The organism is Mucilaginibacter corticis, from assembly GCF_007558865.1.
GTDB lineage: Bacteria > Bacteroidota > Bacteroidia > Sphingobacteriales > Sphingobacteriaceae > Mucilaginibacter > Mucilaginibacter corticis.
In genome coordinates, this window is sequence record NZ_VLPK01000001.1 from 826,076 (window position 1) to 848,551 (window position 22,476).

Sequence of the window (22,476 nt, forward strand, 5' to 3'; positions counted from 1 at the left end):
TAATGACCGCCGGTAAAGCTATTCAACCATGTTTTTCCATTTTAATGTAGTAGTTTTCAAAAAGATAGCCCGTTTTTTACAGATATTATCTTTTGATGAAAACTCTTTCTAATTTTGCGCCTTTATTATAGACACGACTATATTAGTGAAAGACACGACTAAAATAACAGCGGAGATCACCGCGATAGGGGGCTTTGTACCGGAAACAGTATTGGATAACAAAGCGCTTGAGCAAATGGTTGATACTTCGGACGAATGGATCATTTCCAGGACCGGGATACAAGAAAGGCGCATTTTAAGCGACAAAAGCCTGGCAACTTCTGATATGGCCGTTTTTGCTATTCAAAATTTACTGGAGACTTCTGGTTTAAATGCTGATGAAATAGAATGCCTGGTATTGGCTACGTCAACTCCTGATCATGTACTTGCACCGGCGGCAAGTATGGTGGTTAATAAGGCAGGTCTTAAAAATGCCTGGGGCTTTGATCTTAATTCGGCTTGCAGCGGTTTTTTATACGCTTTGTCTATTGGCTCAAGCCTGGTTGAAAGCGGCAGGCATAAAAAGGTTTTGGTTGTTGGTGTCGATCAGATGAGTGCTATTGTTAATTATAAAGATCGCAATACCTGTATCCTGTTTGGCGATGGCGCCGGCGCTGTGCTGTTAGAACCTGCGCAAGGCGATACAGGCATAAAAGATCATTATTTTAAAACGGACGGCAACGGTGTCAATTACCTTTCTGTTCCGGCAGGAGGTTCGTTATACCCGGCATCGCAGGAAACGCTTGACCAGAAAAAGCACTATGTTTTCCAGGATGGTCGCACGGTTTTTAAAGCTGCAATAAAAGAAATGAGCAATAGCTGCCTTGAAATTATGCAGCGCAATAACCTGGCATCAGACGATGTGCAATGGCTGGTACCTCACCAGGCCAACCTGCGCATCATCAGCGCCGTTAGCCATGCTTTAGATTTCCCGATAGAAAAAGTTAAGATCAATATACAGCGTTACGGCAATACCACGGCAGCTACTATACCATTATGCCTGTGGGATTTTAAAGATGATTTTAAACCCGGTGACAACGTACTGCTAACCGCTTTTGGCGCAGGCTTTACCTGGGGATGCACCTATTTACGCTGGGGCAAACTAAGAAAAAAATAACCGGACCTTTTTTTAAAGATCCGGTTATCCGGTATATTTGGCGTTTGTTATTTCTCTATCCTGACGGTTAAAACCCCTTTTGCCGGTATTGTAAAGCTGTTGCTTAATGGAGTTCTCTTTTCTTCGTTCAGATCGCTCTCCCATATTTTTATGGCTGGTACGGTTTGCGGGCTAACTGTTATTTGGCTCTCCTGCGTACCGCTGTTTACCAGTTGCGCGATAACGCCATTGCCATCATCCGCAGGTTTTATTTCTTCTACATATAAATTGCTGCCGGTGATCTTGAAAAACAATTTGCCTTTCCCATCTGTCGAAGCGGCGGCAACAACTAAAGGTTGATGATTGTTCAGTCCTGTTTTATTGGCCCCGAAACTATCATAATCATTAGCATGTGCCTGGAAAATATAATGGAAAGTAGCCGGGCCTTCCTCCTGCTCTGCCCTGAAATTGGTATGCCATAAATTATTCATCACCCACGAATACAAGGTTGACGATTGCGGCGTAAAATTGATCCACTGCGGTGCATGGTGCAGACCGCCTAAAAGATCGGCCGTGGTGATCTTTCCGATCTCGAACAGTGGCGCGTCAGGGCTTGACCATGTTACACCGAACGAGTTATTTGACACATCGACCCAGCGTTGCATGGTGTACCAGTTACGGTTGGCATTGGGTAATTGGTCGGCCTCGGCAGTCATGCTTCCCCATGGGATGTTGTAGCGCACCTGCGCCCCCGGCACTTTAAACGGAAATGCAAAGTGAACGCTCTCTTTACTGCGGATAGCTTTTTTATCGATAGTATTGATCAGCTCAACCTTGTCAATACCGCTTACCAGCCTGATTTCGCGGGTAATACCATTAGTACCATAAGCCGCTGATTTAGCAATTAAACTAACTACCAAAGGCCCTTTTTCTTTTACGCTAATGCTTGCAGCCGAGCTTGTTTGCAGTTTTTGAAGCGAGTCGCCGGGCATATACAGGTATTTGTTAAAACCTGTAGTATCTACCAGGGTAATACTTTTTCCGTTTTGCGTTTTTATTATCCTACTGATATTACCCGATTGCTTATCTACATTAATAGCATATAAACCGTTGCTCAAACTGCCGCCGGTAATTTTTGAGACACCTTGCACATAAGCTTTGCCTGCATTAATAGTATATGTTCTTTTACCAAACTCGGGTACATCAGCAGCTATGAATGCGAGTTCGCCGGTGCTTAAACGCTGCGATGGTACTTTTACACCTGCATCCGTTTTAACCAGGTCGCCGGCTTTGCTTAACGTTGCAGGTACATAAACCACATCGGTACGCGGCCATGACAGTGTGTTGTAAACATCTACGGCATTGGGTTTGGTTGCAGCAGCTGCCAAAACCTTCGCAGTTATAGTATCGGTTAATCCCTTAGCATGTAATACATAACCTTTTTTAACCGCCCATTCGCTTTTTACTTTGTCGTTATCCGGGTCATCGGTACTGTTGTAAGCTCCCCAGGTATGTTCATTGTACAGTAACAGGTTTTTCCATGTTTCATCAAAATCAGCAACAGGGTAACCCGCTTTGTTTCTAATAGCCCAGATGGCATCAGCCTGTTTAAGCTGATCGGAAGTTTTGCGGCTTAATGCGGTTTCGCACGCGGCTGATGAAACACCGTCGGTCCAGTATTCGGTATAATCACCTGTAAAATTCGGGATCTTATCTTTGTATGAAGCCTCAAAATCAGCAAAGAATTGTTTGGTTGAGGTAATGATCAGTTTCGGCGAGGCATAGCGTTCATTCCATGCTTTTACCGCGTCAGGTAGTTCAGGGTCTATCGGCGCGTTGTCGCTCATGGCCCAAGTCAGTATAGACATATTATATGGGAACTTGCTTTGCTCCAATCCCCCCAAATAGTCAAACAGGTAAGGATTTAAAAAATTATCTGACGGATGGCCGGTATAATACGGCTTAGGGTCTTCCATCGTAAAAAAGTTAGGAATTTTGTCGCCCTTTAACGCGTAGCCTATTGAATATGGCTGACATTGCCAGAACAACAGCTTTTGTTTGCCTGATGGCGATAACCAGTAAAAAGGCTTGTCCTGCCATTTGGCAAGATTGCCTATCCTGTCAGACGCGTTCGGTCCCGACAGGAAATATTTAATGCCCGTTTGTTCGCTTTGCGCGGCAAGGCCCCATGAGGCCCCCGGTACATCACCCTGGAACATAGTATGGATTTCAAGCCCATGCTGTTTAGCCAGTTTCTGCGACATAGCAAACATTTTCATCAACTGGCGCGAATCGGTCATACTGGTATTGATGTTACCATAAGCACCGTCAAGATTGATCCATCCTTTTTTAACGGCATCCCAAAAACGTGCTTTCTTGGCTTCATCGGCCTGCTTTAAATAATTATCAACCACCCAAATGGCTTCGGTGGTCCATTTATATTGCGCTTCTTTTGGATAATCTGCTGTTTTCTTCGCCAACTCTATTGACTCGTCAATATTATCCATATGCAATTTTAAAACCTTAGCCTGCACATTGGTATAACCGATATCCACATGCGAATGCGGCAGGATATACATATGCCAGTTGTTCCTGGCCGGCTCTACAATACAGCGCGCTACATAAGTTTGCCCGTCGACATGCAGCGTAAGAGTTGCCTGTGTGGCTACGGTTACAGGGGCACCGGGTAAGCCGATTTCCATATTATCCGTTCCGTTTTTATCAGCCGGGATCTTGATCGTTTCCGTTTGCCCGTTAAAGGCTATTTGCGCTTCGGCATCGTTAAAATTCTTACCATCTTTAAATACAAGCCGCACCATTCGTTTGTCGCCATTGCTGCTTTTCAGGTAAGCAATGGTAGGTTGCAAAGTAATTGATCCGAAATGGTGGTCGGCTTTTTGGGCGTTGACCTTCGAAAAAATAAAAGAGACCAATAAAAATGGAATAGCAAATAAGCGCTTCATAGATAATTTTAAATGTAGTATTGTATGAACATAATATTTCTGCTAATATAGTTCAAGTCGGTCATAAATTATACCCGACTTGATGTTTTAATTAAATTATTACTTACTTCTTCCCGGTTTTGGCAATACCATATGAGTATTGGCCCACAAATTCCATAAGCTATCCAAATGTTTTACCTTGTCAGGATATTGATCTTTCAGGTCCTTGGTTTCGCTGCGGTCCTCGGCCAGGTTAAACAAATGCCAGTTATGGTCGTTGGTCGATACCAGTTTCCAATCGCCTACACGCGCATAACGTGCCTGGAAATGCTCATTAAATAACTCATCATGGCCGGCAACCGCCTTGCCTTCAAACGCCGGGACCAGGCTTGCCCCCGGCGTCGGCGGGATGGCATGACCTTTATAGGTCTTGGGATAGGTCGCACCAGCCAGTTCGGTAAAAGTGGTCATAAAATCCATTACGTGGCCAACCTGTTTACTAAAGCTTCCTTTTTTTGCAGTAATACCTTTTGGCCAGAAAGCGATCATTGGCGTATGCACACCGCCCTCGTACGATTCGGCCTTCCATAACCGGTAAGGCGTATTTGCCACATTGGCCCATCGCTGCCCTATCGACGAATAAACCAGTTCTGACCCCGGGATATTATCTTTCTTTAAAGAGTAGCTGATCTTGCGCCCGTCGCGGGTTTCGTCGGGGCGGTCAAAGCCCGGCCCGTAACCAGGCGCGCTTTCCGCGCTGGCTCCGTTATCAGACAGGAAGACGATCAGCGTATTATCCAGTTGCCCCGTTTGCTTCAGCGTGTTGATGATACGGCCTATGCCCTGGTCCATGCAATCAATCATAGCGGCATGTACAGCCATTAACTGCGCGTCATAATCTTTATCCGGGTTATTTTCCCATTTCAGGTTATCGTTCCAGCGTTCAGACAGTTTAGTGGTAGCCGGGTCTATCAATCCCAGTTTGATCATTTTTTGATACCGCGCTTCGCGGATGGCATCCCAGCCTCCTTTGTAGGTGTCTTTATATTTGGCAATATCCTGCGGCTTGGCCATTAAGGGCCAGTGCGGCGCATTTTCGGCAACATATAAAAAGAAGGGCTGCTTACTTTTGGAGAAACCTTTTATATAGGCTACCGCGGTATCGTTAATGGCATCGGTATGGTAATAGTTTTTAGGTACAGTAGCAATAGGCTTCGTGCCACTCACCAGACTAAAGGGATCAAAAAAATCAACTACGCCCCAGATCGTCCCAAAGAATTTTTCGAAACCACGGCTGGTTGGGTATTGGCTGATGGGCGAAAACTCAGGGTATTGTTTATGATGATCCAACCAGGCCAACTGCTCTTTTGGGTCGGGCTGCCCGTTAGTATTTGACACATGCCATTTGCCCGACATAGCGGTATGGTAACCTGCTGATTTTAAAACTTCAGCAAGAGTTACGGCATTTTCGGTGATATGGCCCAGGTAGCCGGGCTCGTCTTCTGCATCCGTCATTTTACCAATACCGGCTTGATGGTTATACAACCCGGTAAGCAATGAGGCCCGGGTTGGACAGCAACGCGATGTATTATAAAAGTTAGTGAACCTGATACCGTTTTGAGCAAGATAATTGATATTAGGCGTATTGATCTCGCCCCCGTAGCAACCTAAATCGCTGAAACCCATATCATCAGCAAGGATAACTATAATATTGGGTCGCTTTGGCGAAGGTTGAACCGGCTTTGGTTTATTTTTCCAGGCCAGTAGGCCTGCGGTAGTTAAACCTGCACATAATAAAGCGGTATATACTTTATAATTTTTCATTTTATAACATGAAGCTTTTTACGTTATTCTCTATCCCTTTAATTATTTTAAATGCGGAATGGTTTTCCACCAGGCCATCAGTTTATCTTTTAACTCATCAACCTTTTTAGGCTCATTAGCTGCGAGGTTTACAGATTCTTTTTTGTCTTTAAGGATATTGTAAAGCTGGATATCGGTGCCATCGCTATTCATTAATAATTTCCACTCGCCCGAGCGCACGGCCAGGTTAGGGCTCTTGTCAATTGGCCTTGGGTAATTAAAGGCGATATTGTTACGGCCGTATTCCCAAAACAGGTCTTTGCCTCTTAATGATGGTTTGCCCAATAGCGCCTCGCCCCTGTCCATTCCGTCGCCCTTATAACCTGCCGGTAATTTGATGCCCGCAAACTTGGTTAATGTAGGTAGCAAGTCTGTCGAGCTTAGTTCTGAACTTTCATCAACTGTACCCGCCGGCACATGCCCCGGCCAGCTGATGATGAATGGCATACGTGTACCGCCTTCATATAAGGATAGTTTTGACCCGCGTAAACCCATCGCCCGGCTCCCCCTAAAACTTGGCAGCGGGCCGTTATCGCTGGTAAAAATAATGATGGTGTTTTTATCTTGTCCCATTGCTTTAAGGCCGTCAAGCAGGCGACCTATTTGTACATCATATTCTTTCAGCACCAGTTTAAACGCAGCCTCCTCTTCAGGGTTCATGGGATATTGGCCCGTATATTCAGTCACCTTGCGCGGCACCCAAGGTGTATGCACATCATCGGGCCAAAGGTTAACAAAGCACGGCTGGCCCTGGTGCTTTTGCATAAAGGCCAGTGTTTTATCTACAAAGTATTTGCTGCGGTCCCAGCGTTTAATACTGTCCTTGTCAGACCAGATCCAGGCAGTAGCCGTTAACAGCGGATCAGGGTCGGGGCTTTCGTAAGTGCTATTGTGTTCGTCTATCCCATAGTTTTCAAAGCCCGGCGCGTTCTTTACATCGCGGCCACCGCCCATGTGCCACTTGCCAAAATGCCCTGTAGCATAACCCGCGTTTTTAAAAATACGCATAATTGACGGCGCGGCAGGGTCCAGAAAATCTGCCTGTTCTGCATTCTTATTGTGTTTACGGGTATCTAAAAAGGTAGAGAAATTCCACCTTGCCGGGTTCATGCCGGTAAGCATGCCCACTCTTGAGGGCGAGCAGATTGGTGCAGCACTGTAGTACTGGGTAAACTTACGCCCGTTTTGCGCTATGCGGTCGATGTTAGGCGTGGGCACAAAATTACCGCCAAAACAGGCTACATCGCTAAAGCCCATATCATCCGTTAAAATAATTATAATATTGGGGCGTGCGGGTTGCTGTTGTTTTGCCGGTTTGGGTTTGGCTTTAAAAGCTGATAATCCAAAGGCTGCGCAAATGATCAGCACAGCTAACAAGCTCAATTTTTTCATAGGATGTAGATTTATTACAGGTAGCGCCCGGCAGGCTTTGCTAAATTAACTATTCGTTATGTAATAGCTGCATCAATTTTACAGCCTGCACCGCTTCTTTAACATCATGAACCCGCAAAATGTTGGCGCCTTTTGTAAGCGCTATAGTATTTAATACTGTAGTACCGTTTAAGGCTTCAACGGCAGTAAGGCCTAATTGATCATAGATCATTTTTTTGCGGGATACGCCAACCAGTACCGGCAAACCCAAGCGGTTAAATTCTTCTAAACGGTTTAACAAGGCATATCCGTGCCCGGGCTTTTTGGCGAAACCAAAACCGGGATCAAGTATCACATCATTAACCCCAAGCTTTTTTAACTGTAGGTAACGGTCAGTAAAATAGTCAAGCACCTCGTTAAAAACATCGTCATAAGTAGCCAACTGGTTCATGGTTTTAGGATTACCTTTCATGTGCATTAAAATATAGGGCACCTGTAAGCGGGCGACTGTAGCAAACATGGCATCGTCCAATTGCCCGCCTGATATATCATTAATAATATGCGCGCCTGCTTTTATAGCTGCTTCAGCAACTTGTGCCCTAAAGGTATCTATAGATAAAACCGCATCGGGAAATTGTTTCGCTATTGCTTTCACAACAGGCAACAGGCGGTCCGTTTCTTCCTGCACAGAAATATCGTCCGCCCCGGGGCGGGATGAGTAAGCACCCAGGTCAAGAAAGGCAGCACCATCGGCCAGCATTTTTTCTGCCTGTTGCAGTGCGTCGGTAACCGCCGGTTGGCGGCTGTCCGCATAAAAAGAATCAGGCGTAAGATTAATTATACCCATCACCTTGGGAATGCTTAGGTCAATGAGTTTGCCGCCTGCATTAAGCGTTACCTTTTTATGAAAAAATGTATCTTTAGCCATCGATTGTTGGAAGGTTGCAATGTTTTAAAGTTGTAAAGTTACTTTAGAATTTGTGATTTATATTGCACCCGCAAAACCTTGCAACATTTCAAATTAAAACGTTACAACATTTTGAACAACACATCAGCCGAATACGAAGCCGTAATTAATGTTTGCAGAAACCTTTTCATGAAAAAAACGCATGATTATGGTACGGCCTGGCGCATTCTTCGCCTTCAATCCATCACCGACCAGATCTTTATCAAAGCGCAGCGCGTACGTACGCTCGAAGAAAAAAAGATCTCGAAAGTGGGCGAAGATATCACCGGCGAATATATTGGCATTGTCAATTATTGCGTTATTGCTATGATGCAGCTGGAGTGCGATTCGGCAACAGCGCTTGAGTTGGCGCCCGACCATGTAGGCCGTATGTTTGATGAGAAAGTAAAGGAAACAAAAGAACTGATGTTTGCCAAAAACCATGACTACGGCGAAGCATGGCGCGATATGCGCATCAGCTCGTTAACAGACCTGATATTGATGAAGTTGCTGCGTGTAAAACAGATCGAAGATAACCAGGGGCTAACCCTTGCATCCGAAGGAATAAAAGCTAATTACCAGGATATCCTGAATTATTCGGTATTCGCATTAATAAAACTTGGCGTAAAATGAAAAACGGGTTACTGTGGTTCTGCAGAATTGGCGTAGGCTTGCTATTTATTTTCTCGGGCCTGATCAAAGCTAATGACCCGCTCGGTTTCTCTTATAAGCTCGAAGAATATTTTGAAGTTTTTCATATCACCTTTTTAAACGGACTTGCATTAAGCCTTGCCGTATTACTTTGCGCCTTAGAAATGATTTTAGGCTTCGCCCTGTTGATTGGTGTCCGCGGTAAGCAGGTAGCCTGGGGCCTGTTGCTCATTATTATCTTCTTTGCCTTTTTAACTTTTTACTCGGCATTTTTTAAAGTGGTGCAAACCTGCGGTTGCTTTGGCGATGCTATTCCGCTTACCCCATGGCAATCGTTCAGCAAAGACCTGGTGTTGCTATTGCTGATCATCGTTATCTTTAAAAACAAGGACCAAATTAACCCGTTATTCAACGCCAAAACCGGTGAGCGTTTGCTGATAGCTTCTGTTGTCGTATCTGTGGGTTTCGGGCTTTTTACGTATAACTTTTTGCCGATAATTGATTTTCTGCCTTATAAAATTGGTGTGAATATCCCGGACGAGATGAAAACACCACCCGGTGCCATGCCCGACCAGTTTGAGCTGACCTATAATTTAAAGAACAAGAAAACGGGCGAAACCAAATCCATGACCGATAAGGAATATCTTAAAACGGGCATCTGGAAAGATAATACCTGGGAGATAGTGGGTAACCCCGAAAGCAAACTGGTAAAAAAAGGTTTCATGCCTAAAATAGCCGATCTTACCCTTGAGGATGCTCAGCGTAATGATTATACCAAAGAACTGTTAAGCAATCCGTTTTACAGCCTGGTAATTGTAGCTTACGATCTGAAAAAGACCGATGGCGCGGCCATAAACTGCTTAAATGCTCTGGCTACCAATCTTACGCAAAACTTTAATATGCGTACCATATTGCTTACTTCGGCATCGCCGGCAGATGCAGGGGCTTTTGCCAAACAATACCACCTCATCAGCGAAATATTTTACGCCGACGGGGTGCCGCTAAAATCAATGGTTCGCTCAAATCCGGGTGTTATCCTGCTTAAAAACGGCACTATCGTCAATAAATGGCATTACCATACCGTGCCGGATTATGACCACCTGGTAAAAACATATTTGCAACAGCAATGATCAGCTATCTTGTCCGCAAGTTCTTTTATGGCTCGGCAGTAATGCTGGGTATTGTGGTGGTGGTATTTTTTCTGTTCAATGTTTTGCCTGTCGACCCAGCCCGGATGACACAGGGCCAGCGCGCCGATGTGCAATCACTACAGGCCGTGCGTAAAGAATTTGGTTTGGATAAACCCTTGCCCGTACAGTTTGCTTATTATATAAATGATCTGTCGGCCATTGGCATTCATTTAAATACACCGGCCGAACGGTTAAAGTATCACTATATACCTTTGTTTTCTATTTCGCAACAAAAGGTAGTGGCCTTAAAGTGGCCCTATTTAAGGCGATCATACCAAACCAGCAAAGACGTGGTATCCATGCTGCTGGCAGTTGTGCCCAATACCTTAATATTAGCAACTACTGCCATGATCTTTGCCATTGTGATAGGTGTGTTTTTAGGGATATTGAGCGCGGTACATAAAGACACGTGGATAGACCGATCGGCATTGGCTTTTTCAACACTGGGTATCTCTGCACCGTCATTTTTTGCGGGCATCATCATCGCCTGGATCTTTGGATTTGTGTTAAGTAAATACACCGGGCTCAACATGTCGGGCAGTTTATATAGCTATGACCCGTTCAAGGGCGAGGTAATTACCTGGAAGAATTTGGTGTTACCTATGATCACCCTTGGTTTCAGGCCGCTTGCCATTATTGTGCAGCTTACCCGCAACGCCATGCTTGATGTTTTGGGGCAGGACTATATCCGCACGGCAAAAGCAAAAGGTTTGAGTAATTATACCATTATTTATCGCCATGCTTTAAAGAACGCGCTTAATCCGGTAATTACGGCCATTGCTACATGGTTCGCGTCGTTATTGGCGGGCTCTTTTTTTGTTGAGTACGTGTTTGGTTACAACGGTTTAGGTAAAACCACGGTTAACGCGCTGGAGATGTCAGATTTCCCGGTAGTAATGGGTTCCATATTATTTATTGCTTTTATTTTTGTGGTGATCAATATTTTGGTTGATGTTGTTTATGTTTGGATCGATCCAAGAGTAAAATTACAATGAGGCTTTTTTTTATAGGATTTATGGGATGCGGCAAAACCACCTGGGGCCGCAAATTGGCTAACCACCTGGGTTACGAGTTTATGGACCTTGACCACGTGCTTGAAGAAAAAGCCGGCATGACCATAGCCGAGTATTTTACCGCGCACGGACAAGATGCTTTCAGGGAATTAGAATCATCCATATTAAAGGAAACCAATTACCCGGAGAATGTTGTTGTATCAACAGGCGGAGGATTACCGTGCTTTTTTGATAACATGGATTGGATGAACGCCAACGGCAAAACGCTGTACATAAAACTATCGCCAAAAACACTGGCAGAAAGATTAGATAAAGGTAAAACTACCCGCCCTTTATTACACGGCCTGCATGGCGAAGAACTGGTAAGCTTTATTGCAGAAAAATTAGGCGAACGCGTAAGCTTCTATGAACAGGCTACGCATATTATTAATGGCATTGACATGACGGTTGAGGGCTTGGCCACAACTGTAAACCAATAAACAATTTATTGCTGAACGGTAGTTTTCCGCTTATAATCTTTAAGTGCACTTACAATTACCTGTACAATTTCATTTTGTCCATCCTCTGATGTCAGGTAATCTTCGTCGCTTGGGTTGTTTATAAAGCCTGTCTCTATCATCACCGCAGGCATGGCGCTGTGGGCCAATACCAATATTCCCTGTTCCTTTACGCCTATAGTTTGGCGGTTCTGTCTTTTAAATTCGTCATTAAGCAGGTCGCCAAAAAAGATACTTTGCTTACGGTATTTTTGCATGTAAGCATTTAACAGGATCCGATTTACCGGATCGTCCTCGTCGTAACTTTTGTATTTGGTCTTATAATCCTTTTCGATCATGATAGACGCGTTCTCGCGGATAGCCTCTAACTGTTCCTTAACCCTGTGAAAACCATAAACCAGCATCATGGTGCCTTTTTGTTTATGATCGTTATGGCCGGTACCCTCGGGTGATGAATTGCAGTGGATTGAAATAAACAGGTTACCGTTATGTTCGTTCGCTATGGCCGAGCGCCTGTCCAGCGGAATAAAGGTATCGTCTGTGCGGGTCATTACTGTTTTTATGCCCGGCATCTGGTCTTCTATAGCGGCACGTAATTTCCTGGCGATGGACAACGCGACCGTTTTTTCGTTAGAATGTAAGCCATGTGTACCCGGGTCCTTGCCGCCGTGCCCGGCATCTATCACCACAGTTTTAAACCTGAAAAGCCCTTCGCCTAAGGTGTCTGAGTTTTTTGAAGAATCTCGCGGATTAGTAAACGAGCTTAATGCGAAGATCAGAGCCAGCAGTACACTATTTAGGGTAAGTAACTGTAAGCGTGTAAAGGTTTTGTTCATTTAACCGGGGTGGTATATTATAATTTTTTATTGACGCATTTTGGGCATAATCCCGTTGCGCTGAAACTCAGGTTCTCTAATTTAAAACCCGACGGTAATACAATAGGCGGCATATCCAGTTCATCAAGGCAATAGACGTTTTTGCAGTTGGTGCAATTAAAATGCAGGTGCTCATCATGGTGGTCATGCTCGTCACAATCAGACGAACACAGCGCATAATTAGCCGTACCATTCAGGTCGAACACTTTATGGATGATGCCTTTTTCTTCAAACGCGCTTAGTATGCGGTATAGCGTAACACGGTCTACATCGCCAATTACGCCTTCAAGATCTGGCTGTGAAGTAGCCACTTTTTTATCAGCCAGCAAAGAAAGTACACGCAGCCTTGGTTCTGTGCGTTTAAGCTGGTGCTTTTTTAATAGATGCTCAAAATGTTGATTGTGGTTCATCTTATAATTATGCTCACAAAATTACTAAGAATAAGTGAGTTTGTTTAACAATTAATAACTTAGCAATGCCATGGTAAGTTATAATCGTTTAACTAAATGTTTTTTGGGGTGATTATGTTTTAAATGAAAAAAATGATCGGCATTGGTACATGCACCCACATATTTAAAATTGATGAAATGCGCTAACGCTATGGTCAGGCCTCCTATAGGCACAACCACAGCTTCGATCCATCCTTTCAAATAAACATGGCCGGCAATTATGATTATAAACCCGGTAACCAGCAAAACCAATGGCAAGGCCCTATGATGGGTTCTGAAATAGGAAAGAAAGATGGATGAGACGCCAAGCAATAATGCCAAAATAATCATGCCCCATTCAAATAACGGGTTAGCCAAAAACCCAAGACCGGCTAATGGCAGGCAGGTAAGTAAAACAGGCACTACCGCGCAATGTATCGCGCAAAGTGTTGATGCTGTCATGCCAATACTGTCTAATCTTGAGCCGCGTTTTTTTGATACCATACGCAAATATATAAAGATGCAACATAATTGCGTTTTTATTTACTTAATATTACACTCTTTTTACAGTATTTTTCGTGAAACGAAATAAATGATTGTCCTGCGTTTTTATTTGTAATTCTTACTAATATTTATCTAATATTGTTTGTATATTTCAGCTTAATAAAAGACTTTTGTTTTTCCCTGCTCCTACAACGTATAGGAATATGGTATTTTTTGAAATATCGAGCCAATATTGATCTATGAACCCTGATAGTAAACCAGTTAGTATATTATTAGTTGATGATGATGAAATAAACAACTTCATCTCTATTAAATTAATAAAGAAAGCTTTAGACAATACAAACATATCTTCGTGTTTAAACGGAAGGTTTGCGATTGAGGAGCTTGTAGAAATTCAGAAGAATAACCCCTCTTTATTGCCCGATTTTATCCTGTTAGATATCAATATGCCCATTATGAACGGTTGGGAGTTTTTAGACGAATACAAACGTCTGAACCTTGATCCGCTGGGTAAAAGCAAGATCTATATTATATCGTCATCGGTATTTAGCAATGATATTAACAAAGCACGCTCATACCCGCTGGTAAAAAACTTTATTTCAAAACCTTTAAGTGTTGAGAAAATAAAAGAAATGCTTGCCGCCAACTCCAACTAACAGGCCTATATCTGATTTATTGAACCGGGATGATCGTAAAATGATCTCCGTTATAATTGATATTACCCACCGGGTTTGTTTTTGCATGATAAAATAAACAGGTCCACCCCTCTGCCGCCGCTTTCTTGCCATATATATCGCGCAATTCCATCGCTTTTTGGGCGTCAAAATCATATTTCGCTTTAAACCTGCGAATCAGTTGTTCAGGCTCGGGCAATTCATCGCCGCCAAAAAAACATTTATCTTCACCATCTTCTATCCAGAAAACCTGGTGGTATTGACAGTGGCCTCCTGATAATTCATACTTTATACCGGGTTTAAACTCGCCCGATCCTTCTACAAAAGTAATTTGCGCCGAGCGCTGCAGCGAATCGAAGATCTCCTGATGATACGATGATGACCTGCCGCTGAAAGCAGTTTCCCATTCGCCGCGTTGTATCACATGCTCTGCACCGGGGAAACTTGGTTCGAGCTTACCATTACGTTCAACCACCAAACCGCCTGAATGATCATAATGCAGGTGTGACATCAATACCAGCGTAACATCCTCCGGGTCAAACCCGGCGCTGCGGATATGCTGGTGCAGGAATAATTCGTCGCGCGTATCTTTATAACCCAGTCCGCAATCAAATAAGATCAGATCTGTAGCGGTTTGCACCAGGAACGGGTTAACATGTATAAATAATGAACCGGGGCGGTCGCGGTAGTTATCGATCTGCGGATCAAAAGGAACAAATTTTTTAGAAGCATCTACCGAGTAAGAACCCTCGCCAAGTGGGAAAATTTTCATACGAATTTATAAATGTGCAGATATGCACCTATATTTACTGTTTTAAGCAGCAAAGATATGAATAAACGTTGGGCGATAAGGGAAGTACCGGCAATTGATGACATAAATCATCTGGCTACGGGGCTTAACATTGACCCGGTTTTAAGTACTTTGCTATTGCACAGGGGCATAAAAAACTACGACGAAGCCAAATACTTTTTCAGGCCAGATATTCGTCACCTGCATGATCCTTTCCTGATGCAGGACATGGAAAAAGCTATCGATCGCATTGAAACCGCCATCGCCGCAGGCGAAAAAATAATGATATACGGCGATTACGATGTTGACGGCACCACAGCGGTTGCTGTGGTATATAGTTTCTTTAAAAATCACCATAGTAATATTGAATATTATATTCCCGACAGGTATAAAGAGGGTTATGGGATCTCAACACAAGGGATAGATTATGCAAGTGCCAATGGTTTCTCGCTGATCATTGCGCTGGATTGCGGTATAAAATCAGTAGATAAAATTGCCTATGCCAATAAGCTAGGTATTGATTTTATCATTTGCGATCACCATACCCCCGGCGAGGAACTGCCGGACGCGATTGCCGTGCTCGATCCCAAACGTGCGGATTGCGGTTATCCTTTTAAAGAACTGTCGGGATGTGGCATAGGCTTTAAGCTTGCTCAGGCTTATGCAGAAAAGAATGATTTACCTTTTGAAGACGTTAGTCGGTATTTTGACCTGGTAGCCGTAAGTATTGCCTGCGATATTGTACCCATAGTTGGCGAAAACCGTGTGCTGGCCTATTTCGGTCTGCAAAAATTAAACAGCGATCCTTGCATAGGTCTTAAAATTTTGATGGGAGTAGCAGGTAAAAGTATCAGCTATACCATATCAGATATTGTGTTTTTGCTGGGGCCGCGCATCAATGCGGCCGGCCGCATTGATGATGCCAAACACGCGGTCGAATTATTAATTGCCTGTAATGACGAAGAAGCCCAGATCAAAGGTGATCTGATCAACATAAAAAACACAGAACGCAAGGGCCATGACCTGCAAATAACCGACGAAGCTTTGGGGATGATTGGCGACAGCCAGATCCTGATCGACCGGAAATCGACCGTGGTATTTAATGAGAATTGGCATAAAGGTGTTATCGGCATAGTAGCCTCGAGGCTTACCGAAAAATATTATCGCCCTACGGTGGTCCTCACCCGATCAAACGGGCATGTAGCCGGGTCGGCCCGTTCTGTTTTGGGGTATGACCTTTACGAAGCCCTGTGCGGTTGTAGTGACTTGCTGATCCAATTTGGCGGGCATAAATATGCTGCCGGCCTGACTATGCATCCGGAAAATGTGGAAGCATTTATGGATAAGTTTGAGGAAGTGGTAAGCGCTACAATTACAGCAGAACAATTAATACAACAGATACAAATTGACGCCGAATTACGTTTAACACAGATCGAACCTAAGTTTTTTAGAATATTGAACCAGTTTGCGCCGTTCGGCCCGGAAAATATGTCGCCGGTGTTCCTTACCAAAAATGTGTATGTTAGCGGCAATCCGGTACTGGTTGGCCAAAATCATATTAAAATGACGGTAATGCAGGAAGGATCGGCATTGTTTGATTGCATTGCCTTTGGGCAGGGCGAACAACTGTCGCAAATAAAAAAGGATGTACCTTTTGATATTTGCTACAATATTGAAGAAAACGTATGGCGCGAAAGGCGTACCATACAGTTAAATGTAAAAGGAATTAAGGTTAGTTAATTAGAGATTGGTGATTAGAGATTAGCCGGGTAATCCGCTAATCCTAAAAACCATAGTTCAAACTAAATGAATTTAAGAGCAGAAAATTTAATTAAGAAATATAAACAGCGCACCGTTGTAAGCGATGTATCGTTCAATGTGTCGCAGGGCGAGATAGTTGGGTTACTGGGGCCAAACGGCGCTGGTAAAACCACATCGTTTTATATGATAGTAGGTTTGATAAAACCTAACGAGGGCAAGATCTTCCTGGATGATGAAGAAATAACTACCGACCCGATGTACCGCCGTGCGCAAAAAGGCATTGGTTACCTGGCGCAGGAAGCTTCTGTTTTTCGTAAACTGACTGTCGAGGATAATATTAAAGCTATCCTTGAAATGGGGCCTATGCCTAAAGATAAACAGGAAGAAAAGCTGGAAACATTGATAGATGAGTTCAGCTTACACAAAGTACGCCGCAATCGCGGCGATCTGTTGTCGGGTGGCGAGCGCCGCCGTACAGAAATTGCACGTGCCCTGGCAGCCGAACCCAATTTTATTTTGCTGGATGAACCATTTGCAGGGGTTGACCCGATCGCGGTAGAGGAGATCCAGTCGATGGTGGCTAAGTTACGCCACCGCAACATAGGGATATTGATAACCGACCACAACGTACAAGAAACTTTGTCGATCACAGATCGCGCTTATTTATTGTTTGAGGGGAAAATTTTAGAGTCGGGCGTGCCCGAAGTGCTGGCAGAAAATGAATTGGTGCGCAAAGTATATTTAGGTGCCAACTTTGTATTGAAAAGGAAAACTTTTGCCCAGTAAATTAGCTCATGACAATTTTTAACTCTGTTTTTACCTGGTTCATGAAAAAGCGTATCCACCAGATAGAGCTTTTCATGAAATACCCCAACGAGGTACAGGAAGAATGGTTTGAACAATTGATATCAAGAGCAGAAAATACCGAGTGGGGTAAAAAGTACGGTTATAAAAGCATTACCAATTTAAGCGAATTTAAAGAGCGTGTACCCATACAAAACTACGATACGCTAAAACCTTACATAGAGCGGATGCTTAAAGGCGAGCAAAATGTGCTTTGGCCGTCAGAGATCCGCTGGTTTGCCAAATCATCGGGCACAACCAGCGATCGCAGTAAGTTTATTCCCGTTAGCGAGGATTCACTGGAAGAATGCCACTTTAAAGGCGGCAAGGATCTTTTAACCATCTACTTTAACAACAGGCCCAATGCCAAGATGTTTACTGGCAAGATCTTAACACTTGGCGGCAGTCACCAGGTTAGCCAGTTAAGCCCCGATACTTCTTTTGGCGACCTGTCGGCTGTTATCATGAAAAACCTGCCGCTTTGGGCCGAATTTCACCGCACCCCACACCTTGATATTGCCCTGCTTGAAGATTTTGAAGAGAAGATAGAAAAGATGGCTTATGCCACCAAGGATGTAAATGTAACCAGCCTGAGCGGCGTACCCACCTGGAACCTTTTGCTCTGCAAACGCATTCTTGAAATAACGGGTAAAAACAATCTGTTAGAGGTTTGGCCAAACCTGGAGATGTATTTTCATGGCGCGGTTAATTTTACACCCTACCGCGAACAGTTTAAAAAGCTGATCCCGAGCGACGATATGTATTACCTGGAAAACTACAACGCGTCCGAAGGTTTCTTCGGGATCCAGGATACGGTAGAGCCTGGTGAAATGCTGTTGATGCTTGACTATGGCATTTTCTACGAGTTTTTACCTACCGAGAATTTATATGACGAAAACCCGCAAACATTAACGCTTGACGAGGTAGAACTGGATAAAAACTACGCGCTCATTATCAGCACCAATGCCGGTTTATGGCGCTACTTAATTGGCGATACCATCAGGTTTACCTCGCTTGTACCCTACCGCATCCAGGTTACCGGCCGTACCAAGCATTTTATAAATGCCTTTGGCGAGGAAGTCATCATTGATAATGCCGAGCGCGCATTAGAAGAAGCCTGCAGCCAGACAGGTGCGGTTATCCGCGAATACACTGCCGCGCCGGTTTATTTTAACGGCGACGAATGCGGCGCGCATGAATGGCTGATAGAGTTTGAGAAAAAACCTGCCGAGTTTGAGCGCTTTGTCGACCTGTTGGACGAAACTCTGCGCCGCATCAATTCTGATTATGATGCCAAACGTTTTAAAGACATGGCCCTGCGCCGGCCACTTGTACGCAAAGTGCCCGAAGGCACGTTCTTTAACTGGATGAAGGAAAAGGGTAAGTTAGGCGGTCAACACAAAGTGCCCCGTCTGGCCAATAACCGCGAGTATGTTGATGCTATTTTAAAAATGGTTGAATTAGTTAGTTAATCTTTACCCCATGAAAAAACTGTTACTTATTGCCGTATTATTTATTACCTGCACTGCATCTGCACAGGTAATTGTCCCTAAATTCAAATCCAATTCGTCAGACAATCCATTCACCGCGATAAAAAACTATGACCTGCTTATTGCCTGCCGCGCGTATGATAACGTGGCGCACAACATTACATTTAATGTAATGGTTTTAAAAAGCGGGCACTGGCATAAACTAACCTATAAACAAGATGTACCGTCTGCGCCATTATCGGTTACAGAACCTCCGCTTAAAGATGCGGCCGCTACTGATGCACAATGTCAGTCTGTTTACAACGATTTGGTAGCCGGTAAACTTTTCACCATTGACGACGATAGCAACCTGCCCAAATGCAATGAAAGCACAGATAAGGTTGATGGCCAGGAACAGAAAGTTAGTCACTCTACAGAAGACGGATCAGAATACCGCATCTGGATGATCACACCGTCAAAAACAAGATATCTTTATTATTATGCCCCTGAATTTTTTGCCACTTTTTGCCCCGATAATAAAGAAAGGAAAGAGGTAGTGAAAATTATAGGTTTGTTGAAGTAATCTCTACCCCCCAATACTCATCATAAAATCAATAGCCGCAGGCGAGTGCAGCGCTTCTGTTGATACCAATGTATCTGCCGCTGTTTCAGATGCTCTTGACCGCATTTGTTGTTCATAGGCGCTAATTGCCGAGTGGATATCGGCAAAAGAATCATTCAGCAAACATTCGCTTAACTCAAGCGCGTCAAGCATGGCCATATTAACACCCTCGCCCGCAAATGGTGGCATCAGGTGGGCGGCATCGCCCAGCATGGTTAAATTAGGCTGCGCTTCCCAGCATTGGTCAAGCGGCATGCAGTATAACGGGCGGGGTATAAAATTACCCGTACAGTTTTCAAATAACTCGATCCAAACCTCATTCCATCCTTCGTATTCGTTTTTAAACCAGGCCAATACCTGCGTTTTATCTGTAAAATCTATTCCGCTTTGTTTTACCCAATGTTCGTTTGTTTTAAAGCTGGGGTAAAACACCAGGCTGCCGTCACCCTTCGAGCTTACAATTAAACTTTTACTATCGCCAAAGGCGAAGATCTTGCCGCCGTTTAATAATTGGTGAATTTGCGGGCAATTAACCGCCGAATCATAAACTGCCCCTTCCAAAGCAGTAACACCCGAATAAAAAGATCTGATAGGCGTAATATATGGGCGGATCTTTGAGTTTGCCCCGTCTGCCGCTATTACAATATCTGCAAAAGCTTCAGTGCCGTTTTTAAATTCTAATTTCCATACATGGTTTTGTTGTGTCATGGATATGAAATGGCTGTCCCAAACAACCGTACCCGGCTGCAATGATTTTAACAATAATTGTTGCAATGGCCCTCTGTCAATTTCGGGGCGCGACGTATCATTTTCTCCTGCTACGCTTTCTTCCAATAGTGAGTTGGCGTGTTTGTCCATTACATGCATCAGATCCGCACCCGGACGATAGTTAGCCCTGAAAGCATCCATTAACCCGGCTTCGCGCAAAGCTTTTAATCCCGACTCATCATGCAGGTCCAGGGTGGCGCCTTGCGGGCGTATACTGCTGTCCTTATCACGCTCGTAAACATTCACATCCGCGCCTTTAATTTGTAAAAGCCGGGCAAGGGTTAAGCCGCCCGGTCCGCCGCCTACTACGGCTATCTTTTTGTCTTGTAAGTTATTCATACTACTTGTATTAATAAGGCAGACGATCAGGAAGCAGAAACATTTTAAGAAAGATGAAAAAATTATACATCAATGTCTGTATTTCCATATAGCCTTCTATTTCTACACTTTGGGGTGTAAAATATACACTTACTTGCTAATAAGGTTGTTAAGATGAAAATATTCGCTATTACCCAACATGGTATCATTTTTGAATAGGTGCTGATATAAGATTAACTGGAAAAAAATTTATCACATGAAAACAACAACTACCTCTCAAAAAGCTAACTTTTCTTTAAAGACCATATACAAAGGCAAGCAAATGGACCTGAACATTGTTGCCAGCGACGATAAATACAGCGTTTTAGAAAACGATAAAACCATAGGCCACATTAAGCTGGGCAACGACAGGCATACCTGGATAGTTGTTGATAGCTTTTATGTGGCGCCACAACTGGTAAATGAAATTGCAAGAAGCATAGCTGCTTAAGCAAAAGCGTACCTGATTGAATACGTTAGGGTAATTTGCTATATTGCATCTTGCAAAAAAGTAAATGACCGCCAAACCTTTTAATCGCCCCATAAGAATTTTAGTAGCCAAGGTTGGGCTTGACGGCCATGACCGCGGCGCACGCATTATTGCCACTTCGCTGCGCGATGCCGGTATGGAGGTGATCTATACCGGGCTGCGCCAAACAGCCGAAATGGTTGTCAATACTGCGCTGCAGGAAGATGTTGATGCCATTGGCATTTCTATCCTGTCTGGCGCGCACATGACGGTGTTCCCCAAGATCCTGGCCCTTATCAAAGAGAAAAAGATGGATGATGTGCTGGTGACCGGCGGCGGTATCATCCCCGAAGAGGATATGGCTGCTTTAAAACAGCTTGGGGTCGGCGAGCTCTTCCCGCCCGGGACCAATACGCATGATATTGTAAAATACATCACCGCCTGGGTGCATGAGCATCGTAATTTTTAACTTTGCGCTATGGTGTACCAAAATTTACTCGTCGAAAACAGGGGACGGATCCAATATATAGTTATTAACCGCGAAGGCAAACTCAACGCCTTAAATAAAGACACCCTGTTTGAGCTGCATATTGCGCTTGCCGATGCTTTGCACAATGCCAAAGTAGGAGGCGTTATCATTACAGGGGCCGGCCCAAAGGCATTTGTTGCCGGGGCAGACATTGCCGAGTTTGAAGGACTTGATATAGAAACTGCCCGCAACCTGGCACATGAAAATCAAAAGAACATTTTTAACTTCATAGAGCAATTTAGCAAACCTGTTGTAGCTGCAATTAACGGTTTCGCGTTAGGTGGTGGGCTTGAACTGGCTATGGCCTGTCATATCCGCATTGCGTCTGATAACGCCAAGATGGGTTTACCCGAAGTAACACTCGGCCTTATACCGGGTTATGGCGGTACCCAACGCTTAACCCAATTGGTAGGCAAAGGCCGTGCTTTAGAAATCATCATGACCGCCGATATGATCACCGCGGCAGAAGCTTACCGGTTCGGGCTTGTAAACCATGTAGTTAGCCAGGACAGGCTAATTTCAAAAGCAGAAGATATCCTGCAGAAAATTTTAGGCAATGCGCCGCTGTCCATTGCCGCTGCCATTACCGCGGTTAATGCCGCCGGGCAAACTGATATCAATGGATTTGATGTGGAAATAGATGAATTTGCCAAATGTTTCGGTACCGAAGATTTTAAAGAAGGCGTTTCAGCCTTTTTAGGAAAGCGCAAATCTGCCTTTAAAGGTAAATAGATCACATTTAATTACATTAAGCTGACTAAAATACCCATATGGTCAAA

The 22,476-nt window shown here is 44.0% G+C and carries 22 protein-coding genes; 13 read left to right on the forward strand and 9 right to left on the reverse strand.

The window, feature by feature from the left end; translation table 11 throughout:
• Positions 1-145 precede the first annotated feature (145 nt).
• The gene (locus FO440_RS03525) at positions 146-1,156 is read left to right on the forward strand and encodes a beta-ketoacyl-ACP synthase III (RefSeq protein WP_144246840.1); all 1,011 of its coding nucleotides are present in this window, start codon (positions 146-148) and stop codon (positions 1,154-1,156) included.
• A gap of 47 nt (positions 1,157-1,203) precedes the next feature.
• On the opposite strand, the gene FO440_RS03530 is transcribed toward FO440_RS03525, so the two are convergent.
• The 4 genes from FO440_RS03530 to folP form a co-directional block, all read right to left on the reverse strand.
• A complete protein-coding gene (locus tag FO440_RS03530) occupies positions 1,204-4,098 on the reverse strand; it encodes a glycoside hydrolase family 38 N-terminal domain-containing protein (protein WP_144246841.1) in 2,895 nt (964 codons plus the stop codon).
• Positions 4,099-4,197: 99 nt separating this feature from the next.
• On the reverse strand, positions 4,198-5,901 hold the full coding sequence (locus FO440_RS03535; RefSeq protein WP_144246842.1) for an arylsulfatase: 1,704 nt from the start codon (positions 5,899-5,901) through the stop codon (positions 4,198-4,200).
• A gap of 42 nt (positions 5,902-5,943) precedes the next feature.
• Positions 5,944-7,332: a sulfatase family protein gene (locus FO440_RS03540; RefSeq protein ID WP_144246843.1), complete on the reverse strand. Its 1,389-nt coding sequence runs from the start codon at positions 7,330-7,332 to the stop codon at positions 5,944-5,946.
• Between the two features lie 49 nt (positions 7,333-7,381).
• Entirely contained in the window at positions 7,382-8,239 is an 858-nt protein-coding gene (gene folP, locus FO440_RS03545) for a dihydropteroate synthase (protein ID WP_144246844.1), read from the reverse strand.
• A gap of 168 nt (positions 8,240-8,407) precedes the next feature.
• Between folP and FO440_RS03550 the strand changes: the two genes are divergently transcribed.
• The 4 genes from FO440_RS03550 to FO440_RS03565 are packed head-to-tail and all read left to right on the forward strand — an operon-like array spanning position 8,408 to position 11,590.
• Entirely contained in the window at positions 8,408-8,890 is a 483-nt protein-coding gene (locus FO440_RS03550; protein ID WP_144246845.1) for a DUF1599 domain-containing protein, read from the forward strand.
• Positions 8,887-10,038, forward strand: a complete 1,152-nt coding sequence (locus tag FO440_RS03555; protein WP_144246846.1) for a BT_3928 family protein — start codon at positions 8,887-8,889, stop codon at positions 10,036-10,038. The genes FO440_RS03550 and FO440_RS03555 overlap by 4 nt, the downstream gene beginning before the upstream one ends.
• The gene (locus tag FO440_RS03560) at positions 10,035-11,093 is read left to right on the forward strand and encodes an ABC transporter permease (protein WP_144246847.1); all 1,059 of its coding nucleotides are present in this window, start codon (positions 10,035-10,037) and stop codon (positions 11,091-11,093) included. Before FO440_RS03555 ends, FO440_RS03560 begins: the two co-directional genes overlap by 4 nt.
• Complete coding sequence (locus tag FO440_RS03565) at positions 11,090-11,590, forward strand: shikimate kinase (RefSeq protein WP_144246848.1); 501 nt, start codon at positions 11,090-11,092, stop codon at positions 11,588-11,590. Before FO440_RS03560 ends, FO440_RS03565 begins: the two co-directional genes overlap by 4 nt.
• 5 nt (positions 11,591-11,595) lie before the next feature.
• On the opposite strand, the gene FO440_RS03570 is transcribed toward FO440_RS03565, so the two are convergent.
• The 3 genes from FO440_RS03570 to FO440_RS03580 all read right to left on the reverse strand — a co-directional run bounded on the left by FO440_RS03570 (position 11,596) and on the right by FO440_RS03580 (position 13,415).
• Positions 11,596-12,444, reverse strand: coding sequence for an N-acetylmuramoyl-L-alanine amidase family protein (locus tag FO440_RS03570; RefSeq protein ID WP_144246849.1), 849 nt, complete (start codon positions 12,442-12,444; stop codon positions 11,596-11,598).
• A gap of 17 nt (positions 12,445-12,461) precedes the next feature.
• Entirely contained in the window at positions 12,462-12,893 is a 432-nt protein-coding gene (locus FO440_RS03575) for a Fur family transcriptional regulator (RefSeq protein WP_144246850.1), read from the reverse strand.
• Between the two features lie 78 nt (positions 12,894-12,971).
• A complete protein-coding gene (locus tag FO440_RS03580) occupies positions 12,972-13,415 on the reverse strand; it encodes a MerC domain-containing protein (RefSeq protein WP_144246851.1) in 444 nt (147 codons plus the stop codon).
• Between the two features lie 239 nt (positions 13,416-13,654).
• Here FO440_RS03580 and FO440_RS03585 point away from each other — a divergent pair, with 239 nt between their 5' ends.
• Entirely contained in the window at positions 13,655-14,071 is a 417-nt protein-coding gene (locus tag FO440_RS03585; RefSeq protein ID WP_144246852.1) for a response regulator, read from the forward strand.
• 16 nt (positions 14,072-14,087) lie between these two features.
• Here the strand turns inward: FO440_RS03585 and FO440_RS03590 are convergent, their stop codons facing one another.
• On the reverse strand, positions 14,088-14,861 hold the full coding sequence (locus FO440_RS03590) for an MBL fold metallo-hydrolase (RefSeq protein ID WP_144246853.1): 774 nt from the start codon (positions 14,859-14,861) through the stop codon (positions 14,088-14,090).
• A 57-nt stretch (positions 14,862-14,918) separates the two neighbouring features.
• Between FO440_RS03590 and recJ the strand changes: the two genes are divergently transcribed.
• The 4 genes from recJ (at position 14,919) to FO440_RS03610 (ending at position 19,535) form a co-directional block, all read left to right on the forward strand.
• Positions 14,919-16,619, forward strand: coding sequence for a single-stranded-DNA-specific exonuclease RecJ (gene recJ, locus FO440_RS03595; protein ID WP_144246854.1), 1,701 nt, complete (start codon positions 14,919-14,921; stop codon positions 16,617-16,619).
• Between the two features lie 66 nt (positions 16,620-16,685).
• The gene (lptB, locus tag FO440_RS03600) at positions 16,686-17,426 is read left to right on the forward strand and encodes an LPS export ABC transporter ATP-binding protein (RefSeq protein ID WP_144246855.1); all 741 of its coding nucleotides are present in this window, start codon (positions 16,686-16,688) and stop codon (positions 17,424-17,426) included.
• Between the two features lie 8 nt (positions 17,427-17,434).
• Positions 17,435-18,955 (forward strand): GH3 auxin-responsive promoter family protein, encoded by a 1,521-nt coding sequence (locus tag FO440_RS03605; protein WP_144246856.1) that lies wholly within the window; start codon positions 17,435-17,437, stop codon positions 18,953-18,955.
• Positions 18,956-18,965: 10 nt separating this feature from the next.
• On the forward strand, positions 18,966-19,535 hold the full coding sequence (locus FO440_RS03610; protein WP_144246857.1) for a hypothetical protein: 570 nt from the start codon (positions 18,966-18,968) through the stop codon (positions 19,533-19,535).
• Positions 19,536-19,538: 3 nt separating this feature from the next.
• Here the strand turns inward: FO440_RS03610 and FO440_RS03615 are convergent, their stop codons facing one another.
• Positions 19,539-20,681: an FAD-dependent oxidoreductase gene (locus FO440_RS03615; RefSeq protein WP_144246858.1), complete on the reverse strand. Its 1,143-nt coding sequence runs from the start codon at positions 20,679-20,681 to the stop codon at positions 19,539-19,541.
• A 235-nt stretch (positions 20,682-20,916) separates the two neighbouring features.
• On the opposite strand from FO440_RS03615, the gene FO440_RS03620 reads away from it, so the two are divergent.
• The 3 genes from FO440_RS03620 to FO440_RS03630 all read left to right on the forward strand — a co-directional run bounded on the left by FO440_RS03620 (position 20,917) and on the right by FO440_RS03630 (position 22,429).
• Positions 20,917-21,150 (forward strand): hypothetical protein, encoded by a 234-nt coding sequence (locus FO440_RS03620; RefSeq protein WP_144246859.1) that lies wholly within the window; start codon positions 20,917-20,919, stop codon positions 21,148-21,150.
• A 64-nt stretch (positions 21,151-21,214) separates the two neighbouring features.
• Complete coding sequence (locus FO440_RS03625) at positions 21,215-21,637, forward strand: cobalamin B12-binding domain-containing protein (protein ID WP_144246860.1); 423 nt, start codon at positions 21,215-21,217, stop codon at positions 21,635-21,637.
• Between the two features lie 9 nt (positions 21,638-21,646).
• Positions 21,647-22,429 (forward strand): enoyl-CoA hydratase/isomerase family protein, encoded by a 783-nt coding sequence (locus FO440_RS03630; RefSeq protein ID WP_144246861.1) that lies wholly within the window; start codon positions 21,647-21,649, stop codon positions 22,427-22,429.
• The last annotated feature ends 47 nt before the right edge of the window (positions 22,430-22,476 follow it).

What these genes read in the sequence shown, in the direction of transcription:
- FO440_RS03530 (WP_144246841.1), bottom strand. Translation starts at nt 4,098, where the DNA reads ATGAAGCGCTTATTTGCTATTCCATTTTTATTGGTCTCTTTTATTTTT.
- FO440_RS03535 (WP_144246842.1), bottom strand. Translation starts at nt 5,901, where the DNA reads ATGAAAAATTATAAAGTATATACCGCTTTATTATGTGCAGGTTTAACT.
- FO440_RS03540 (WP_144246843.1), bottom strand. Translation starts at nt 7,332, where the DNA reads ATGAAAAAATTGAGCTTGTTAGCTGTGCTGATCATTTGCGCAGCCTTT.
- folP (WP_144246844.1), bottom strand. Translation starts at nt 8,239, where the DNA reads ATGGCTAAAGATACATTTTTTCATAAAAAGGTAACGCTTAATGCAGGC.
- FO440_RS03550 (WP_144246845.1), top strand. Translation starts at nt 8,408, where the DNA reads ATGAAAAAAACGCATGATTATGGTACGGCCTGGCGCATTCTTCGCCTT.
- FO440_RS03555 (WP_144246846.1), top strand. Translation starts at nt 8,887, where the DNA reads ATGAAAAACGGGTTACTGTGGTTCTGCAGAATTGGCGTAGGCTTGCTA.
- FO440_RS03560 (WP_144246847.1), top strand. Translation starts at nt 10,035, where the DNA reads ATGATCAGCTATCTTGTCCGCAAGTTCTTTTATGGCTCGGCAGTAATG.
- FO440_RS03565 (WP_144246848.1), top strand. Translation starts at nt 11,090, where the DNA reads ATGAGGCTTTTTTTTATAGGATTTATGGGATGCGGCAAAACCACCTGG.
- FO440_RS03570 (WP_144246849.1), bottom strand. Translation starts at nt 12,444, where the DNA reads ATGAACAAAACCTTTACACGCTTACAGTTACTTACCCTAAATAGTGTA.
- FO440_RS03575 (WP_144246850.1), bottom strand. Translation starts at nt 12,893, where the DNA reads ATGAACCACAATCAACATTTTGAGCATCTATTAAAAAAGCACCAGCTT.
- FO440_RS03580 (WP_144246851.1), bottom strand. Translation starts at nt 13,415, where the DNA reads ATGGTATCAAAAAAACGCGGCTCAAGATTAGACAGTATTGGCATGACA.
- FO440_RS03585 (WP_144246852.1), top strand. Translation starts at nt 13,655, where the DNA reads ATGAACCCTGATAGTAAACCAGTTAGTATATTATTAGTTGATGATGAT.
- FO440_RS03590 (WP_144246853.1), bottom strand. Translation starts at nt 14,861, where the DNA reads ATGAAAATTTTCCCACTTGGCGAGGGTTCTTACTCGGTAGATGCTTCT.
- recJ (WP_144246854.1), top strand. Translation starts at nt 14,919, where the DNA reads ATGAATAAACGTTGGGCGATAAGGGAAGTACCGGCAATTGATGACATA.
- lptB (WP_144246855.1), top strand. Translation starts at nt 16,686, where the DNA reads ATGAATTTAAGAGCAGAAAATTTAATTAAGAAATATAAACAGCGCACC.
- FO440_RS03605 (WP_144246856.1), top strand. Translation starts at nt 17,435, where the DNA reads ATGACAATTTTTAACTCTGTTTTTACCTGGTTCATGAAAAAGCGTATC.
- FO440_RS03610 (WP_144246857.1), top strand. Translation starts at nt 18,966, where the DNA reads ATGAAAAAACTGTTACTTATTGCCGTATTATTTATTACCTGCACTGCA.
- FO440_RS03615 (WP_144246858.1), bottom strand. Translation starts at nt 20,681, where the DNA reads ATGAATAACTTACAAGACAAAAAGATAGCCGTAGTAGGCGGCGGACCG.
- FO440_RS03620 (WP_144246859.1), top strand. Translation starts at nt 20,917, where the DNA reads ATGAAAACAACAACTACCTCTCAAAAAGCTAACTTTTCTTTAAAGACC.
- FO440_RS03625 (WP_144246860.1), top strand. Translation starts at nt 21,215, where the DNA reads ATGACCGCCAAACCTTTTAATCGCCCCATAAGAATTTTAGTAGCCAAG.
- FO440_RS03630 (WP_144246861.1), top strand. Translation starts at nt 21,647, where the DNA reads ATGGTGTACCAAAATTTACTCGTCGAAAACAGGGGACGGATCCAATAT.